Raw genomic sequence first — 18,067 nt, forward strand, 5'->3', positions numbered from 1 at the left:
TACACCAATGACGGCAACTTCACGTCAACCTATTAATTGGGCTAAATGGTTCCTGATCGCTGTTGGCGTATTATTTTCAGTATTATTGCTGGTGGTACCTATTATTTGGATCTTTATGACTGCATTTTCGAAAGGGCTCGATGCAGTTTTACTTAATTTAAATGATTCAGATATGTTGCATGCAATTGGTTTAACCGTGCTGATTGCCTTGATAACCGTTCCAGTAAACTTAATTTTTGGCACTATGCTTGCGTGGCTAGTGACTCGTTTTCAGTTTCCGGGAAGGCAGCTATTACTCACATTGGTTGATATTCCTTTTGCGGTATCGCCAGTGGTTGCAGGTTTACTGTATTTGCTGTTTTACGGGTCTAATAGTTGGTTTGGTGGTTGGCTTGAAGGCTATGACATTCAATTAATGTTTTCGTGGCCAGGTATGGCATTAGTGACTATTTTCGTCACTTGCCCATTTGTAGTCAGAGAATTGGTTCCCCTGATGCTAAGCCAAGGGAGTCAAGAAGATGAAGCCGCTGTTTTATTAGGCGCATCCGGCTGGAAAATGTTCTGGCGGGTGACATTACCGAACATTCGCTGGGCACTGCTATACGGGGTTGTTCTAACCAATGCGAGAGCAATTGGTGAATTTGGTGCAGTTTCTGTGGTATCAGGTGCAATTCGTGGGGAAACCTACACATTGCCATTACAAGTTGAATTACTGCATCAGGACTATAACACCGTGGGCGCATTCACTGCTGCGGCGATCCTTGCTGTAATGGCAATTATCACTTTGATTATTAAAAGTGCATTGCAATGGCATTTGAGCCGGCAGCAATCCGAATCAGGAGTTCATTAACAATGAGTATTCAAATCGAAAAAATCGGCAAATTATTTGCTAAGACGCAAGTGCTGAAAGATATCTCATTAGATATTGCTTCCGGAGAAATGGTGGCTCTACTTGGTCCATCAGGTTCAGGTAAAACAACACTGCTGCGAATTATCGCAGGTTTAGAGCAACACAGCTCAGGTGCTTTACGTTTCCATGGTCAGGATGTCAGTCGCATTCATGCTAAAGATCGCCATGTTGGATTCGTATTTCAGCACTATGCCTTATTCCGTCATATGACCGTATTTGATAATGTTGCTTTTGGTTTAACTGTTATGCCAAGAAAGCAACGTCCATCGTCACAAGCTATTACACAAAAAGTGATGCAATTATTGGAGATGGTACAGCTTGCTCATCTGGCGACACGTTATCCTTCCCAGTTATCTGGAGGGCAAAAACAGCGAGTTGCTTTAGCGAGAGCACTGGCTGTAGAGCCACAAATTTTATTGCTTGATGAGCCTTTTGGTGCCTTAGATGCGCAAGTTCGTGTTGAGCTACGTCGTTGGTTGCGTCAATTGCATGATGAATTGAAATTTACCAGTGTGTTTGTGACTCATGATCAAGAAGAAGCAATGGAAGTTGCTGATAGAATTGTGGTAATGAGCCAAGGCCATATCGAGCAAGTTGGTACACCGGATGAAATTTGGCAGCACCCTGAAACTCGTTTTGTATTAGAGTTTATGGGAGAAGTTAATCAACTTCACGGTCATATCAAAGGTGCTCAGCTACAGATCGATGGTTATGATTTTCCATTACATCATACGAGTGCTCATCAAGGCGAAGTGGATGTATTCTTACGCCCTTGGGATATCAGTTTAGTTAAAGAGGCTGATGAGCAACATCGTTTACCAATTCGCGTAATTGAATCAGGTCCTAGAGGTCATTTTTGGCAGCTAACCGTCCAGCCGATAGGTTGGGGAAATGAACCTTTATCCGTAGTGTGGCAATCCTCTCACTCAATTCCAATGAGGGGGGAACAATATTTCCTTGGTAGTCATAAGGCCAAAATCTATCAAGGTGAAAATGAACTGTTTTTTCCCCAGCTAGCCCAAAGCGCTTAATATCCAATCAGTTACAATTGCGCCAATAAAACGATTTTATTGGCGCAATCCTCGTCTGTTATCTAAATTAGTTGTAAGCCCAATCGATTTTATTAATTATTGATATCTAAGTGAATTTTTTTCATGCGAACTATTTAAGCATAATAGGATATCATTTATAACCATAAGAAAGCGCATTAGAGATAAATGAAATAAGGAATCGATAGTGGCAACTCTGGAACAATTTATTGGTAACACGCCTTTAGTTAAACTTCAGCGCTTAACTGATGGGGTAAATGCTGAAATTTGGGTAAAACTAGAAGGCAATAACCCTGCTGGTTCAGTAAAAGATCGCGCTGCGTTTTCAATGATCACCGAAGCAGAAAAACGAGGTGAAATAACACCCGGTGATACATTGATAGAAGCGACAAGTGGTAACACCGGTATCGCACTTGCCATGATCGCAGCTGTTAAAGGTTATAAACTGAAACTATTGATGCCTGAAAATATGAGTAAAGAGCGCCAAGCATCCATGAAAGCGTATGGCGCTGAATTAATTTTAGTCAGTACAGCAGTGGGTATGGAAGGCGCTCGTGATTTAGCTCAGGAAATGGAATCACGTGGAGAAGGGAAGGTACTCGACCAATTTAATAATCCTGATAACCCTCTAGCACACTTTAACACCACTGGACCAGAAATTTGGCAACAAACACAAGGGCGTATTACGCACTTTGTTTCAAGTATGGGGACAACAGGTACCATTACGGGTGTGAGCCGTTATTTAAAATCACAGTCGCAAGATATACAAGTTGTTGGATTACAACCCGCAGAAAAAAGCCAAATCCCAGGTATTCGCCGCTGGTCACCAGACTATCTTCCGGGTATTTTTGACCAAAACTTAGTTGATAGTGTGTTAGATATCAATCAGCAAGAGGCTGAAGACACGATGAGGGCGCTTGCCAAACGTGAAGGTATCTTTTGTGGTGTTAGCTCTGGTGGAGCGGTTGCAGGGGCGCTGAGAGTCGCTAAAGCGGAGCCTAATGCCGTGATTGTGGCGATTATTTGTGACCGAGGCGACCGTTATCTCTCAACAGGTGTGTTTGATTAGTCGCTGAATATCATAAAAAAACCATCAGTAGCATAAGCTATCTGATGGTTTTATTCTATCGTCAAAGACGATGAGATTATTTCTTAACGCGCATCACAACGGTTTCACCAACAGTCACGGTACCGCTAAGCTTAGTCAGTTCTTTAATTTCATCCATGTTAGAAATAACGACAGGGGTTAAAACTGATTTTGCTTTCTCTTCTAGTAATGCGAGATCAAACTCGATAACTAAATCGCCTTTTTTAACTGTTTGGCCTTCTTCAGCAATACGCTTAAAGCCTTCACCTTTTAGCTCAACAGTATCAATGCCGAAGTGAACAAATAGTTCAATGCCATCATCCGATTCAATGGAAAACGCATGGTTAGTTTCAAAAATCTTACCAATAGTCCCATCTACAGGAGCGACAATTTTGTTACCCGCAGGTTTGATAGCAATACCATCACCAACAATTTTCTCAGCGAAAACAACGTCGGGAACGTCTTCAATATTGACGATTTCACCTGATAAAGGTGCGATAATTTCAATACTGCCACTGCTATTTTTATCATCCGAAACCAGTGATTTCAGTTTGTCAAACAGACCCATGGATCTTCTCCTAATCGTTTTATATGGGACCGAAACTAATGTGCTGTTTCTATTGTGCTACCCCTAGCATAACGTTTTTTCTTGGATAAAGGTATCGACAAGTTTCATTAATTCATCCGCAGTAGGTTGAGCAAGTGCCTGTTCAGCTAATGCTTTAGTATCTGCAAAGTTTGCATTACGAATTAATTTTTTAATACGAGGGATTGCAATTGCACTCATACTAAACTCATCTAATCCCATGCCAAGCAACAATAAGGTTGCACGTTCGTCTCCTGCTAGCTCGCCACACATTCCTGTCCATTTACCTTCCGCATGTGATGCGTCAATAACCTGTTTAATTAGGTTTAAAACCGCAGGTGACATCGGATTGTAGAGGTGAGAAATCAGCTCATTACCACGGTCAACAGCTAGAGTATATTGAGTGAGATCGTTCGTCCCAATACTGAAAAAGTCAACTTCTTTCGCTAAATGATGAGCAATCACTGCGGCCGCTGGTGTTTCCACCATGACACCAACCTCAATTGATTCATCAAAGGCTTTGCCTTCTTCACGTAATTGACCTTTTAGCATCTCAAGTTCTGCTTTTAGTTCACGCACTTCCTCAACGGAAATAATCATCGGGAACATAATACGCAGTTTACCAAAACTTGAGGCTCTTAAAATAGCTCTTAACTGAGAATGTAGAATTTCTTTACGATCAAGGCAAATACGAATTGCACGCCAACCTAAGAATGGATTCTCTTCTTTAGGTAAGTTCATGTATGGTAAATCTTTATCACCACCAATATCCATGGTACGTACAATGACCGCTTGGCTGCCCATGGCTTCAGCAACCGCTTTATACGCTTGGAACTGCTCTTCTTCGGTTGGCAGAGAATCTCTGTCCATAAATAAGAATTCTGTGCGGTATAAACCAACACCTTCAGCCCCATTGCGTTCTGCGCCCGCAACATCACGTACCGTACCAATGTTTGCACACACTTCGACTTGATGGCCATCAAGTGTGATTGCTGGCAAATCTTTTAGCTTAGCAAGCTCATTTTTTTCTTGTTGGTATTCTTCATTGAATTTTTTCAGTTTATCAATTTCTTGATCTGATGGATTCAAATAAATGTGGTTATTTACGCCATCCAGGATGATGTAGTCGCCATTTTTAATTTTCGTTGTGGCATCTGAAGTACCAACAATTGCAGGTAGTTCAAGTGAACGCGCCATAATAGATGTATGCGAGGTGCGGCCACCTAAATCAGTGATAAAACCGAGCACTTTATCAAGATTCAGTTGCGCGGTTTCAGAAGGGGTCAAGTCAGCAGCGACAAGGATCACTTCTTTATCGATAGCGCTTAAATCAACAATTGGCATGCGCAGGATGTTTTTTAATAAACGCTTACCAATATCACGTACATCTGCTGCACGTTCTTTCAAATACTCATCATCAAGTGCTTCAAGGGCTTGTGCTTGATCTTCAATCACAGAATGAACAGCGGCATCCGCTGTTTTTTTGTCACTTTTAATTAGCGTAACAATTTCTTGCTCAAGCTCTTCATCTTCCAACAGCATAATATGGCCTTCAAAAATCTCAGCTTTTTCTGCACCAAGGTTTTTTTCGGCTTTTTCTTTGATGAGGCTGAGTTGTTCGGCTGATTTGTTGCGTCCATCAATAAAGCGTTGGATCTCGGTTTCTATCTGGTCATCAGCAATTTTTTTAGTGCTAACAATGATAGGGTCTTCTTTGAGGAGTAAAGCCTGACCAAAAGCAAAACCTGGGGATACTAAAATTCCTGAAATCATATTATTACCTTACTACTGCGGCTCGGTGTTCTGATGTTGAAGAGATAACAGCAAGCTTGTCAATCTGTAAACTGATATCCCTAAATGTAGACTCGCAATACTTCAAGCTGCGGCGTCTTGCTTTAAGATATGGTGGCTATGCTTATTGGGACTAGTCACATAATTGTCGATGATCCTAGGTCGTTACGCACTTGCCACCTCGCTACATTGCAAAATATTTAGAGCTAAATATTTAGGGATGGAGAATTAACTCAGTAACACTGGTTCTCTTGCTCGGCAAGATTATTCCAGTTCACCCATCAGTTTAACTAAATGTTCTACTGCTTGTTTTTCATCTTCACCTTCGGCTGAAATGGTTACAACAGTACCTTGAGTTAACCCCAGAGTTTGTAGCTTGAATAGGCTTTTTGCGCTGGCTGATTTGCCACCTGAAATCAAAGTGATATCAGAAGTGAATGCTTTAGCTTCTTTCACAAATTGAGCGGCAGGGCGTGTATGTAAGCCATTTGGTGCTGTAATAGTGACTTCTTGCTGGAACATATTATTTCCTCAATAACTTAGTTTTTTATTAGTGTAGTTGATTTAACTTAGGTTTGTATACTCACTTGTCATACGACAGTTTCAAGTTGAACTGTGCATGACTGAGTGTGCCTAGTTAGATTATTAACGGTTAAAAAGGTTTCCGACTTTGTCGAATATCAACCTTTTTTCAGTTTACAGCCTAAATAATACCAGTTCGACAATCAAATTTTTTGATTTAAATTGGATTAATTTCGAGGCTCAAAATAATTACTATGTTTAATACTAGACCCTCGATTAGAAATCATCTCAATACGTGCTAAAGTTTGATCCATACCACAAAAAAAGCACCAACAAGGTGCTTTTTTAACGAATAGTTAACGCTTTTAAAATTAATCTGCTGCAAGATCGGCGAATAACACAGTTGAAAGATAACGCTCACCCGAAGAAGGTAATATCACAACGATATTTTTATCTTTAAACTCAGGTTCTGCTGCCAATTTAACGGCGGCAGCAACAGCAGCGCCTGAAGAGATCCCCGCAAGAATGCCTTCATTTTCCATTAACGCGCGTGCAGTTTTGATAGCTTCGTCATCACTGATTTTAAATACTTTATCAATCAGTGAAACATCCAAGTTACCTGGAATAAATCCAGCCCCAATGCCTTGAATTTTATGAGGACCTGGTTTCACCTCTTCACCCGCTAGCGTTTGGCTGATCACCGGTGAGGTTTCTGGCTCAACAGCAACGATAGTGACATCTTTGCCTTTAGTTTTCTTTAAATAACGGCCAATTCCTGTGATAGTTCCGCCGGTTCCAACGCCCGCAATAACGGCATCTACTTGACCGTCGGTATCTTCCCAAATTTCAGGTCCTGTGGTTTTTTCGTGAATTTCAGGGTTTGCTGGGTTATTAAACTGCTGTAGCAAAATATATTTATTTGTGTCACTTTTAACGATTTCTTCTGCTTTTTCGATAGCGCCTTTCATACCTTTAGCGCCTTCAGTTAAAACAAGGTTGGCGCCGAGTGCTTTTAGCAGTTTGCGTCGTTCAATACTCATCGTTTCAGGCATGGTTAGGGTTAATTTATAACCTCTTGCAGCTGCAACATAAGCTAATGCAATACCTGTATTACCACTAGTTGGTTCAACGAGTTCTTTATCTTGAGTTAGAATTCCTTTTTTCTCAGCATCCCAAATCATATTCGCACCAATACGACATTTGACGCTAAAACTTGGATTGCGCGATTCAACTTTCGCTAAAATATTGCCATTTCCGAAATGTTTTAAGCGTACTAATGGGGTATGACCAATGGTTAGCGAATTATCATCATAAATTTTACTCATGGGATATCCTTATAATAGTCAATTAGGGCCGAGAATTGGATGTAAGGTTGATCCCAAAATACGCGAACAAACCTTTATTGCAAATATGAATTACCTATATACTTATATTTTTAAGTTATTTTGAACAGATATATTTTAGTAAAAGGTTATGACAAAAATGGCGAATATAGCAAGAGAACAAAGGGAGGAATGAGTAAAAACGCGAGCTATTTATCAATAACATCGCGTTTTATTGTAGAGAGATTAGTAACGTGCGTAGCGAGCGCGATAACGGTCAACCCACATTAAGGTTGCGCCACATACAGCGACAGGCATGATCAGCAAGTTAAGGATTGGGATCATCATCAATACGCTAACTGCACCGCCAAATTGAATATTATTCATACGGTCTTTTGACAACGCTTGTTTCATATCGTTAAAGCCAACACGATGGTTATCAAACGGGTAGTCACAATACTGAATTGACATCATCCAAGCGCCGAATAGGAACCAAAGAATTGGTGCAACGGTTTGCCCGATACCTGGGATGAAAAACAAAATGAGTAAACCAATAGCGCGGGGTAGGTAGTAGCCAATTCTCACGAACTCACGTTTTATCATTCGTGGAACGTCTTTTGCGACATCAATGATGCCCCCATCAGGTGCAGGGATACCGGTTAACTCAGACTCAAGTTTTTCAGATAGCCAACCGTTAAATGGTGCTGCGATAATATTGGCAACGGTACTAAAAAAATAAGTAAATATGAGCAAGATTGATATAACAGCAATTGGCCAAATGAGATAATCAAGCCATTGTAGCCAGCTTGGGATATAACTCATGACTTGAGCAATCCAGTCGCCGAGCTTGCTATATAACCACCAAAATGCGCCACCAAGTAAAATAATATTGGCTAAAAGCGGCAAAATAACAAAACGTTTAATTCCTGGGCGCGTGACTAAGCGCCATCCTTGTGCGAAGTAGTAAAAGCCTGAATGGCTTTTTTGTTGCGGATCTGTCGATTGGATCATACTTCTTCTTCTCTCCTTTACGGTTGACCATGTATCATATAGGTAGGATTTTAGGCTGGCTAGTCAGTATTTGCTTAAAAAAACAGCAAACGAAAGCAGAATTGTCTCTTTCTTATAAGAAAATCGTTCAGAGGGTTGCACTTAGCACGTTTGCCAAATAATCTTAAGGTATATCCGTCATATTTTAAGTTGCGTTTATGTTGACGGTACTTAGCTGTATGAATGCCTTAAAATTATAAATTACTGTAGTTTTATGGTAGATTTTACAGCTTGTTAGCTCGCAGCTTAAAATATTTGGGCTTCGTTTTTGCCGTGGTGGCATTATCATTCAACAACTAGAGATAGCAGCGATGCAGGATTTGCGTCTGATATTAGTGGTCGTAGGTGCGATAGCCATAGTTGCGCTGTTACTGCATGGTCTATGGACCAGCCGTAAAGAGCGCTCAAAGTTATTCCGTGATCGTCCCGTAAAACGCCGAAAACATGACAGTCAGGAGAAATCGTCAGATTATGATGATGATTCTGCATTATTCAATGAAACTGAAGCACAAGAGAAACCTATCTCTCAGCCTGCGGTTTCTGAACCTGTGCGTCAGGTAAAGGAAGAACGTCGTGTCGAGCCTGATTTGCCACCCATTACACCTTCTGCTCATGATACCGAACCTGTATTAAATATTACGCCAGCGCGTTCAGAGCCTATTGTGTCTGATGTCGCTCCACAGGTCGATATTGTGAACGAACAATCTGCTGCGAAAGTCACAACTTCCCAGCCATCTGCTGCTGTGCGTACCCCGCATACGCCAGAGCAACCAGAATTCAATTTCGATATTAATGACAATCAAGAGGAGCAACAGCCGATACACCATGAACAGGAACAGGCGCACACTGAGAAGAAAACTGAACAACCGCAAAGTGAATCTCCAACGAACAACAAGGAGACGGTTCTGGTTCTTCATGTAGCTGCTCATCAAGGCCAAGTTTTACAAGGTGAAGTGCTGTTACAAAGTATCTTACAAGCAGGGTTCCAGTTTGGTGAAATGCGTATTTTCCATCGCCATGTGCACCCTTCGGGGACTGGCCCTGTGCTGTTTAGCCTTGCAAATATGGTTAAACCGGGTTCATTTGATCCTGAGACCATGTCTGAGTTTACGACGCCGGGTGTCTCCATGTTTATGATGGTGCCATCTTATGGTGATGCAAGCCAAAACTTCAAGTTAATGCTACAGGCAGCACAACGCATCGCTTCAGATGCGGGCGGTGTTGTCCTTGATGATGAGCGTAAAATGTTAACACCTCAAAAAATAGAGGTGTATCATGCTCGAATTCGCAATACACTAAATTAATTATCAGAACGACCGAAACCCCCCTTAATTGGGGGGTTTACATTTATGGGTGAAACATGACGACAAAATCACATCTCGATGCGCTCAAACAGCAATTACGTTATCACGAATATCAATATCATGTATTAGATGCGCCTGAAATTCCGGATGCTGAATATGACAAACTCATGCAAGAACTCAAAGCCATCGAAGCAGAGCATCCTGAATGGATAACTAGCGACTCGCCGACACAGCGTGTTGGTGCAGCACCACTAGCTGCATTTGATACTGTTCGTCATGAAATACCGATGTTATCGCTTGATAATGTGTTTGATGAGGAAAGCTACCTTGCGTTTGATAAACGCGTTAGAGATCGATTGAAAGACCAACAAGAGCAAACTTTTTGCTGTGAATTAAAACTCGATGGCCTCGCGGTAAGTTTATTATATGAAAATGGCGAGCTGACCCAAGCAGCAACGAGAGGCGATGGCACTGTTGGCGAAAATATCACATCGAATGTGAGAACGATCCGTGCTATTCCACTGCGTTTAATCGGAGATAACATTCCTGCCCGCGTAGAAATTCGTGGTGAAGTGTTTATGCCACAAAAAGGATTTGAAGCCCTCAATGAGGAAGCTCGCCGTACAGGTGGTAAAGTGTTTGCTAACCCCCGAAATGCAGCCGCAGGCTCATTACGTCAGCTTGATCCTCGCATCACCGCAAAAAGACCACTGACTTTTTATTGTTATGGTGTAGGTTTAGTGGAGGGTGAAACATTACCAGATACCCATTATGAGCGTTTGATGCAATTTAAAGCGTGGGGCTTACCTGTTAGTGATTATGTTCAACTGAAAACTGGCCATAAAGCGGTATTAGATTTTTATCATGAAATAGAAAGAATTCGTCCATCGCTTGGTTTTGATATTGATGGGGTCGTGATCAAAATTAACTCGATTGCGACTCAAGAGCAATTAGGCTTTGTATCTCGTGCTCCTCGTTGGGCTACCGCGTTTAAATTCCCTGCGCAAGAACAAATGACCTTATTAAAAGACGTTGAATTTCAAGTAGGGCGTACTGGAGCCATTACACCCGTTGCGCGCTTAGAACCTGTTCAGGTTGCTGGTGTGATAGTCAGTAATGCGACACTACATAATGCAGATGAAATAGAACGTTTAGGCGTACATATTGGTGATACAGTGGTGATCCGCCGAGCAGGTGATGTGATCCCGCAAATTGTTAGCGTAGTTGGATCAGAACGACCAGCAGATAGTCGTGAAATCGTATTCCCAACTCATTGTCCAGTCTGTGGTTCAGATGTCGAACGCATAGAAGGCGAAGCTGTTGCGCGTTGTACTGGTGGTCTGATTTGTGGCGCCCAGCGCAAAGAAGCATTAAAACATTTTGTGTCACGCCGTGCTATGGATGTCGATGGCATGGGAGACAAAATTATCGACCAACTGGTTGAAAAAGAGTATGTAAAAACACCCGCAGATTTATATCAATTGAGTGCAGGTATTCTCACTGGGCTGGATAGAATGGGGCCTAAATCGGCACAGAATTTAGTGGATGCTTTAGAGAAATCGAAAGCAACGACACTCGCACGTTTTATTTATGCTTTAGGTATTCGTGAGGTTGGAGAAGCAACAGCGGCGAATCTCGCGTCGCATTACGGTACCCTTGAAGCCGTGATGGCAGCAGATGAAGAGTCACTAAAAACAGTACAAGATATTGGTCACGTTGTGGCTAAGCATGTGGTTAATTTCTTCCGTGAAGAGCATAACCAAGCGGTGATCCAAGATTTGCTAAATAAAGCGAATATTCACTGGCCACAAGCAGTTGCGATAGATGTCAGCAGTATTGATAGCCCATTTGCAGGGAAAACAGTGGTATTAACCGGATCGATGAGCCGCTTAACCCGCGATGAAGCAAAAGATAAGTTGGTCGCATTAGGGGCTAAGGTTGCTGGTAGTGTTTCGAAGAAAACTGATTTAGTGATTGCAGGGGAAGCGGCAGGCTCCAAACTGGCTAAAGCAAATGAATTGGGTATTCAAGTCATTGATGAAGATGAGCTTATTCGTTTGCTAGGTTCTTGATTTTCTACTATAGTTTTTGAGTGTCATCATCTGAAAATAGGTGATGACATGACCTATATCAACTTATAGGTTAACAGTCAGTATTTCCGCTTAAAGTGTGATCGGCATTAGCTTTCTACAAAATACAATGTATCCATTTTCATGCTAATGTGACGGTTGTCGCATTTAAATGTCGCCTATTACATAGAATATACACATAAACCGCTTTGTTTAAATTTGTTGGAGTCGCATATGACCTCGATCCTGCATTTTGTTTTATCTCTTGTTGTAATTGGCGCTCTTGCGACATTAGCAAGTAGTAACCGTAAGGCAATCCGACTACGTTATGTTGTACAATTACTGGTTATTCAAGTTGCATTAGCTTATTTCTTCTTGCACTCTGATGTAGGTTCTTCGTTTGTATTAGGCGTCGCAGGTGTCTTTGAACACTTATTAGGATATGCAGCTGAAGGGACTAAATTTATCTTTGGTGGCATGATCGAAGGCCATTTAGCGTTCTTCTTCTTGCAAGTTCTTTGTCCTATCATCTTTATTTCAGCACTGATCGGTATTTTACAGCATATCAAAGTGTTACCTATTGTGATCCGCATCATTGGTACCGTGCTATCTAAAGTGAATGGCATGGGAAAATTGGAGTCATTTAACGCGGTTAGTTCATTATTACTCGGACAGTCTGAAAACTTTATTGCTTATAAAGACCAACTAGGCAAAATGTCAGAACGCAGAATGTACACCATGGCGGCGACTGCAATGTCGACAGTTTCAATGTCAATTGTGGGTGCTTACATGACAATGTTAGAACCTCGCTATGTAGTTGCAGCGTTGGTGCTGAACATGTTTGGTACTTTCGTTGTACTTTCACTGATTAACCCATATCCACCAGAAGCAGAAGAAGAGTTGCAAATGAGCAACATTCATGAAGGTCAAAGCTTCTTTGAAATGCTGGGTGAATATATTCTTGCTGGTTTTAAAGTCGCGATTATTGTTTCTGCTATGCTGATCGGCTTCATTGCTTTGATTGCAATGGTGAATGGTATTTGTGTTGCGCTGTTCGATATTAAATTCCAAACAATGCTAGGTTATGTATTTTATCCTTTTGCTTGGATACTCGGCATTCCTGCTGATGAAGCTTTACAAGTAGGCGGTATCATGGCAGTGAAAATGGTGACGAATGAATTTGTTGCTATGGGGGATTTACAAGCAGCGGCGGCGGCACTTTCTCCTCGCTCCGTGGGTATTTTATCGGTATTCTTAGTTTCTTTTGCTAACTTCTCATCAATTGGTATTGTAGCAGGCGCAATCAAAGGCTTGAATGAGAAGCAAGGTAATACCGTTGCTCGCTTTGGTTTAAAACTTCTGTTTGGTTCAACATTAGTTAGCTTTTTATCAGCGGCGGTTGTTGGGCTCATTCTATAACGCTAATAAAAATGTTAAAATGACTAACGGCATTCATTATGAATGCCGTTTTTGCTTGGAGAGAAAATGGAAAAACAAGATCTTATCGATATAGCAAATACGCAAATGCCATTTGGGAAATACAAAGGTATAACCTTAGTCGATCTCCCTGAGGAGTACTTGTTGTGGTTCTATAAGAAAGGTGAGTTCCCGAAAGGGCGACTTGGGCAATTAATGGAAATGGCATTAGGGCTTAAAATAGAAGGGCTGGATAGCCTTGTAAAGCCGTTAAAACGTGTCTGACTTACTCGTCATACTTCAAGTTGTTATGTTCAATCACATTACTCGCCTAATGTTAACTTGAATTCTTTAGAGTAGTGATTGAAATTAGATATGAGGATTTGGTGGAGCTAAGCGGGATCGAACCGCTGACCTCTTGCATGCCATGCAAGCGCTCTCCCAGCTGAGCTATAGCCCCAATAGATTTGATTTTGGATAAACACCTAACAGGGAATTAGGTGGTGGAGCTAAGCGGGATCGAACCGCTGACCTCTTGCATGCCATGCAAGCGCTCTCCCAACTGAGCTATAGCCCCAACAAAATCTATGGACGGAGGGCATGATATTCAAGCAATGTCAGGGTGTCAATCAAATAATGTGGTTTTGAGTTTAACTGCTGAATTATAGAGCATTTAAACAGCAAATCAGTGGGATGGGTTGGATTTTGAGAGATCCCTATGCCGCCATATACAGCATAGGGAAGTGCTGATAATTATTGAGCTGATGCTTCACGTTCAGCGATAAAAGCAAGTGCTTTATCAATACGAGCAACAGAGCGTGCTTGACCAATAGCATGGACAGTCACATCTAAAGCAGGCGATTGGCCTGCACCTGTTACTGCAACGCGCAATGGCATACCCACTTTACCCATACCGACTTCAAGCTCAGTCGCAGTCTGCTCAATAGCTTGATGAACGTTTTCAGCCGTCCACTCAGTGATAGCGGCCAGTTTCTGTTTCACCGTTTCTAATGGCTGGCGAGCAACTGGGCGCAAATGTTTTTTCGCAGCATCTGCATCGAACTCATTAAACTCTTCATAGAAATAATGGCAAGACTCGGCCATTTCTTTGAGTGTTTTACAGCGTTCGCCGAGTAATTTCACTAGTTCAGCCAATTGTGGCCCATTTTGTGTATCAATATTTTGTTGCTCAATATGCCATGCAAGGTGAACAGCAACTTCTTCAGCTGGCAAGTGGTTAATATAATGGTGATTTAACCAAAGCAATTTATCTGTATTGAACGCACTTGCTGATTTGCTAATGGCATCTAAGCTGAAGTAGTTGATCATTTCTTCACGGGTGAAAATTTCCTGATCACCATGTGACCACCCTAAACGTACTAAATAATTAAGTAGAGCTTCAGGTAAATAGCCTTCATCACGATATTGCATCACGCTAACTGCGCCATGGCGTTTAGACAGTTTTTTACCGTCGTCACCTAAGATCATGGAAACGTGAGCGTACTCAGGTACAGGTGCACCCAAAGCTTTTAATATATTGATCTGGCGAGGAGTATTGTTGATGTGATCTTCACCGCGGATCACATGGGTAATTTCCATGTCCCAGTCATCAATAACGACACAGAAGTTATAAGTTGGTGAACCATCAGTGCGGCGAATAATAAGGTCATCAAGCTCTTGGTTACTAAATTCGATAGGGCCACGAATGTTATCATCAAAGATAACAGAACCTTCTTGTGGGTTGCGAAAACGCACCACATGAGGCTCATCTGCTGTGTGATTATGAGCATGGTCACGGCAGCAACCATCGTAGCGAGGTTTTTCACCTGAAGCCATTTGCTGGTCACGTAGCGCTTCTAAACGTTCTTTTGAGCAATAGCAACGATAGGCAGTGCCTGCATCAAGCATTTGATCAATGACATCGTTATAGCGATCAAAGCGCTTAGTTTGGTAGTAAGGGCCTTCATCCCAATTTAAATTTAACCAGTTCATACCATCCATAATGGCATCGATAGCTTCCTGAGTTGAACGTTCTAAGTCGGTATCTTCGATACGTAGAACAAACTCGCCTTGATTATGGCGGCTGAATAACCAGGAATAAAGCGCGGTACGCGCTCCACCAACATGTAAATAACCTGTTGGACTAGGTGCAAAACGGGTTTTAATTTTACTCATCGAGATTGCCTTAATTGCGATACGGGTTTCTAACGTGCCTATACTCTAAATAATTCGAGGTGCAGCGAGGCGACAAGTGAGCGAGTCGCTGAAAGCATACATGGGTATGTGACTAGTAAAAGAGGGCGTAGTCACCATACCTTAACGAAAAGCGCTGCAACTTGAAGTATGACGAGTATAAAATGTAGTTCTATTCTATCACTCTACAGTGATACCTCAATAAAGTTATCTGTAGTTAGATAAATAAAATCTGTTTAAAGAAGCAAATAGCCATTTTTTACCAGCATAAAAATAATTTTCGACTAATATTGTTTTTGTTAGGTGGTATAAATTAACCTGATTCTGGTTAAATAAGATTCTTTTCTGATGAATATTGGTACATCTTGCTTATTTTTACAACGAACAGAAAAAATCTATTCAAAAACCGTTGACTCAGAACGAGGGATCCCTATAATGCACCTCCATCGACGACAGGGCGATTAGCTCAGTTGGTAGAGCATCTCCCTTACAAGGAGGAGGTCACTGGTTCGAACCCGGTATCGCCCACCACTGTCGACGATAAAGAAGTACTTAGTAGTAAGCAGTAAATAAATGGGCGATTAGCTCAGTTGGTAGAGCATCTCCCTTACAAGGAGGAGGTCACTGGTTCGAGCCCGGTATCGCCCACCATTTATTTACCCAATATGTGAAACTTGTCATGAAGTGGGCGATTAGCTCAGTTGGTAGAGCATCTCCCTTACAAGGAGGAGGTCACTGGTTCGAACCCGGTATCGCCCACCACTTCATTAGTTAGTCGCATTATATCAATTTAGATTTATAGATGGGTCGTTAGCTCAGTCGGTAGAGCAGTTGACTTTTAATCAATTGGTCGCAGGTTCGAATCCTGCACGACCCACCATCTAAAGATACAAAACCAATCATTTTTAAGATGGGTTGTTGGCTCAGTCAGTAGATTATTGTGTTTTTCAAGATGGTTGCAGGTTCGACCCGTAAGGGTAAGTCCGAAGGACTAAAATCCTGTACGTATATCAAGCATTTTTAGTATCAAAATTCAACGATGGGTCGTTAGCTCAGTTGGTAGAGCAGTTGACTTTTAATCAATTGGTCGCAGGTTCGAATCCTGCACGACCCACCATCTAAACAACCTCTTCTATTCTTAATCCCCAAAAAAGATCCTTGCATGTTGCACGTAGAGTGCGGGTGAGAAGCTGCGTTCAGGTTCGAGCCGAGCGTAGCGAGACAGCGTTGCGCTTGCGCAACGACCCGAAGGGTGAGGCCATCGGCCGAGTCATCCTGCACGACCCACCATCTAAACAACCTCCTCTATTCTTAATCCCCAAAAAAGATCCTTGCATATTGCACGTAGAGTGCGGGTGAGAAGCTGCGTTCAGGTTCGAGCCGAGCGAAGCGAGACAGCGTTGCGCTTGCGCAACGACCCGAAGGGCGAGGCCATCGGGCGAGTCATCCTGCACGACCCACCATCTAAACAACCTCCTCTATTCTTAATCCCCAAAAAAGATCTTTGCATGTTGCACGTAGAGTGCGGGTGAGAAGCTGCGTTCAGGTTCGAGCCGAGCGAAGCGAGACAGCGTTGCGCTTGCGCAACGACCCGAAGGGCGAGGCCATCGGCCGAGTCATCCTGCACGACCCACCATCTAAACAACCTCCTCTATTCTTAATCCCCAAAAAAGATCTTTGCATGTTGCACGTAGAGTGCGGGTGAGAAGCTGCGTTCAGGTTCGAGCCGAGCGAAGCGAGACAGCGTTGCGCTTACGCAACGACCCGAAGGGCGAGACCATCGGCCGAGTCATCCTGCACGACCCACCATCTAAAGAAACACTCCGTTCTTAATCCCAAAAAAAGATCCTTGCATGCTGTACGTAGAGTGCGGGTGAGAAGCTCTACGATTGATTCTCTCTCAAACGTCTACATCATACCTAGAATAGATACCAAACATACATCCAAATGATTTACAGCGAAGCTATAGCGCTTTTAATGGCTTTACCAACATATGTACTCAATTGGTTTGTATTCACAATATTTCAACTCACAGCAATTTTAGCTAAAGCTAGGGATTGGCTATTTATCTGTATTTCTCGGTGTTCATTGATTTGTGATCTAGAGATGTTGGTTTGAATCATCATTTTGATGACTATATTCTCATTGTCACATTAGCAAACAAATTAATGCTCCTCCTGTAATATATACATACTACCCACTAAGCCATTCCATATTGTTATGTTTGCATAAGAGATAAAGAGATGAGCTTTGTCATTTAAATTAAATTGTAGTGCCCTCAGTCAACCCTTGTGAAGTTTTCTAAGCTAATTAGCATTATTAGTTGTCAGAGGAGGGATGAGACATTCAAGATACCTTACAGGTTGTTTAATTTAATACTGTGGTTTACCACAATGATAAAATACCATGCTAAACATAAATCAAAAACAAAAATACTTATTAATATGACAATAGGGAATGTAAATATACTGTTTAAAGATATATATGGATCATTCTTTTATTGTAACGTGACGTTATTTTTTTTTACAATTTAATTGTAAACAGTTTGATGTTAAGGAGTCCGTATTCGTTAATATGCTATTAATTTAGCATAGAGTGATAGAGCATGTATAAAGACATTCAAATAGTTTAAGAGTTGAGGCTTTAGGTATATAAAATACACAGTTCAATAAAAGATAGTCTAACAAATTTTTTAGCTTGTAATTACTCTAATAGTGAGTTATGGAACACTGCATTGTTGTATCTCTTGTGGTTCTATTAAAATTATT

The 18,067-nt window shown here is 41.7% G+C and carries 13 protein-coding genes, 7 tRNA genes and 4 other RNA genes; 16 read left to right on the top strand and 8 right to left on the bottom strand.

All coding sequences use genetic code 11. The annotated features are described in order from the left end of the window. Window positions 1-7 precede the first annotated feature (7 nt). The 3 genes from cysW (at window position 8) to cysM (ending at window position 3,028) form a co-directional block, all read left to right on the top strand. On the top strand, window positions 8-850 hold the full coding sequence (gene cysW, locus JI723_RS07455) for a sulfate/thiosulfate ABC transporter permease CysW (RefSeq protein WP_175442603.1): 843 nt from the start codon (window positions 8-10) through the stop codon (window positions 848-850). A 2-nt stretch (window positions 851-852) separates the two neighbouring features. Beyond that, on the top strand, window positions 853-1,941 hold the full coding sequence (gene cysA / locus JI723_RS07460; protein ID WP_140180352.1) for a sulfate/thiosulfate ABC transporter ATP-binding protein CysA: 1,089 nt from the start codon (window positions 853-855) through the stop codon (window positions 1,939-1,941). 205 nt (window positions 1,942-2,146) lie between these two features. Next, window positions 2,147-3,028, top strand: a complete 882-nt coding sequence (gene cysM / locus JI723_RS07465; protein ID WP_272581183.1) for a cysteine synthase CysM — start codon at window positions 2,147-2,149, stop codon at window positions 3,026-3,028. Window positions 3,029-3,104: 76 nt separating this feature from the next. Here the strand turns inward: cysM and crr are convergent, their stop codons facing one another. The 5 genes from crr to cysZ form a co-directional block, all read right to left on the bottom strand. Then, entirely contained in the window at window positions 3,105-3,614 is a 510-nt protein-coding gene (gene crr / locus JI723_RS07470) for a PTS glucose transporter subunit IIA (RefSeq protein ID WP_070930081.1), read from the bottom strand. A 63-nt stretch (window positions 3,615-3,677) separates the two neighbouring features. Next, on the bottom strand, window positions 3,678-5,405 hold the full coding sequence (gene ptsI, locus JI723_RS07475; protein ID WP_070930082.1) for a phosphoenolpyruvate-protein phosphotransferase PtsI: 1,728 nt from the start codon (window positions 5,403-5,405) through the stop codon (window positions 3,678-3,680). 282 nt (window positions 5,406-5,687) lie between these two features. Next, complete coding sequence (gene ptsH, locus JI723_RS07480; RefSeq protein ID WP_008910625.1) at window positions 5,688-5,945, bottom strand: phosphocarrier protein Hpr; 258 nt, start codon at window positions 5,943-5,945, stop codon at window positions 5,688-5,690. Between the two features lie 371 nt (window positions 5,946-6,316). Continuing rightward, the gene (cysK, locus tag JI723_RS07485) at window positions 6,317-7,270 is read right to left on the bottom strand and encodes a cysteine synthase A (protein WP_272581182.1); all 954 of its coding nucleotides are present in this window, start codon (window positions 7,268-7,270) and stop codon (window positions 6,317-6,319) included. Between the two features lie 243 nt (window positions 7,271-7,513). Next, window positions 7,514-8,278, bottom strand: a complete 765-nt coding sequence (cysZ, locus tag JI723_RS07490; protein ID WP_140180356.1) for a sulfate transporter CysZ — start codon at window positions 8,276-8,278, stop codon at window positions 7,514-7,516. Window positions 8,279-8,628: 350 nt separating this feature from the next. Here cysZ and zipA point away from each other — a divergent pair, with 350 nt between their 5' ends. From zipA to JI723_RS07510, 4 genes are all read left to right on the top strand, one after another. Further along, window positions 8,629-9,621 carry a cell division protein ZipA gene (gene zipA, locus JI723_RS07495; protein ID WP_272581181.1) on the top strand — a complete coding sequence of 331 codons (993 nt, stop codon included), beginning with the start codon at window positions 8,629-8,631 and terminating at the stop codon, window positions 9,619-9,621. Window positions 9,622-9,677: 56 nt separating this feature from the next. Then, on the top strand, window positions 9,678-11,693 hold the full coding sequence (gene ligA / locus JI723_RS07500; RefSeq protein ID WP_272581180.1) for an NAD-dependent DNA ligase LigA: 2,016 nt from the start codon (window positions 9,678-9,680) through the stop codon (window positions 11,691-11,693). A gap of 231 nt (window positions 11,694-11,924) precedes the next feature. Then, on the top strand, window positions 11,925-13,109 hold the full coding sequence (locus JI723_RS07505) for a NupC/NupG family nucleoside CNT transporter (RefSeq protein ID WP_070928812.1): 1,185 nt from the start codon (window positions 11,925-11,927) through the stop codon (window positions 13,107-13,109). A 66-nt stretch (window positions 13,110-13,175) separates the two neighbouring features. Further along, entirely contained in the window at window positions 13,176-13,391 is a 216-nt protein-coding gene (locus JI723_RS07510; protein ID WP_272581179.1) for a DUF3820 family protein, read from the top strand. A 99-nt stretch (window positions 13,392-13,490) separates the two neighbouring features. On the opposite strand, the gene JI723_RS07515 is transcribed toward JI723_RS07510, so the two are convergent. The 3 genes from JI723_RS07515 to gltX form a co-directional block, all read right to left on the bottom strand. After that, a tRNA-Ala gene (locus JI723_RS07515) sits at window positions 13,491-13,566 on the bottom strand. 41 nt (window positions 13,567-13,607) lie between these two features. Further along, window positions 13,608-13,683, bottom strand: a tRNA-Ala gene (locus tag JI723_RS07520). Between the two features lie 176 nt (window positions 13,684-13,859). Continuing rightward, window positions 13,860-15,281, bottom strand: a complete 1,422-nt coding sequence (gene gltX / locus JI723_RS07525; RefSeq protein ID WP_070928811.1) for a glutamate--tRNA ligase — start codon at window positions 15,279-15,281, stop codon at window positions 13,860-13,862. A gap of 473 nt (window positions 15,282-15,754) precedes the next feature. On the opposite strand from gltX, the gene JI723_RS07530 reads away from it, so the two are divergent. From JI723_RS07530 to JI723_RS07570, 9 genes are all read left to right on the top strand, one after another. Next, window positions 15,755-15,830: transfer RNA gene (locus JI723_RS07530), tRNA-Val, on the top strand. 44 nt (window positions 15,831-15,874) lie between these two features. Then, window positions 15,875-15,950: transfer RNA gene (locus JI723_RS07535), tRNA-Val, on the top strand. A gap of 35 nt (window positions 15,951-15,985) precedes the next feature. Continuing rightward, window positions 15,986-16,061, top strand: a tRNA-Val gene (locus JI723_RS07540). A 42-nt stretch (window positions 16,062-16,103) separates the two neighbouring features. Continuing rightward, window positions 16,104-16,179, top strand: a tRNA-Lys gene (locus JI723_RS07545). Between the two features lie 161 nt (window positions 16,180-16,340). Next, a tRNA-Lys gene (locus JI723_RS07550) sits at window positions 16,341-16,416 on the top strand. Between the two features lie 45 nt (window positions 16,417-16,461). Continuing rightward, window positions 16,462-16,589, top strand: a non-coding RNA gene (locus JI723_RS07555) — RtT sRNA. A 45-nt stretch (window positions 16,590-16,634) separates the two neighbouring features. Next, window positions 16,635-16,762: non-coding RNA, RtT sRNA (locus JI723_RS07560), on the top strand. Between the two features lie 45 nt (window positions 16,763-16,807). After that, a non-coding RNA gene (locus JI723_RS07565) (RtT sRNA) lies at window positions 16,808-16,935 on the top strand. 45 nt (window positions 16,936-16,980) lie between these two features. Then, window positions 16,981-17,108, top strand: a non-coding RNA gene (locus tag JI723_RS07570) — RtT sRNA. Window positions 17,109-18,067: the final 959 nt, after the last annotated feature.

It is taken from the genome of Providencia manganoxydans, from assembly GCF_016618195.1.
In the GTDB taxonomy this organism is placed as follows: Bacteria; Pseudomonadota; Gammaproteobacteria; order Enterobacterales; family Enterobacteriaceae; genus Providencia; species Providencia manganoxydans.

Coding starts and splice junctions, on each gene's coding strand:
- cysW (WP_175442603.1), top strand. CDS start 8: ATGACGGCAACTTCACGTCAACCTATTAATTGGGCTAAATGGTTCCTG.
- cysA (WP_140180352.1), top strand. CDS start 853: ATGAGTATTCAAATCGAAAAAATCGGCAAATTATTTGCTAAGACGCAA.
- crr (WP_070930081.1), bottom strand. CDS start 3,614: ATGGGTCTGTTTGACAAACTGAAATCACTGGTTTCGGATGATAAAAAT.
- ptsI (WP_070930082.1), bottom strand. CDS start 5,405: ATGATTTCAGGAATTTTAGTATCCCCAGGTTTTGCTTTTGGTCAGGCT.
- ptsH (WP_008910625.1), bottom strand. CDS start 5,945: ATGTTCCAGCAAGAAGTCACTATTACAGCACCAAATGGCTTACATACA.
- cysK (WP_272581182.1), bottom strand. CDS start 7,270: ATGAGTAAAATTTATGATGATAATTCGCTAACCATTGGTCATACCCCA.
- cysZ (WP_140180356.1), bottom strand. CDS start 8,278: ATGATCCAATCGACAGATCCGCAACAAAAAAGCCATTCAGGCTTTTAC.
- zipA (WP_272581181.1), top strand. CDS start 8,629: ATGCAGGATTTGCGTCTGATATTAGTGGTCGTAGGTGCGATAGCCATA.
- ligA (WP_272581180.1), top strand. CDS start 9,678: ATGACGACAAAATCACATCTCGATGCGCTCAAACAGCAATTACGTTAT.
- JI723_RS07505 (WP_070928812.1), top strand. CDS start 11,925: ATGACCTCGATCCTGCATTTTGTTTTATCTCTTGTTGTAATTGGCGCT.
- JI723_RS07510 (WP_272581179.1), top strand. CDS start 13,176: ATGGAAAAACAAGATCTTATCGATATAGCAAATACGCAAATGCCATTT.
- gltX (WP_070928811.1), bottom strand. CDS start 15,281: ATGAGTAAAATTAAAACCCGTTTTGCACCTAGTCCAACAGGTTATTTA.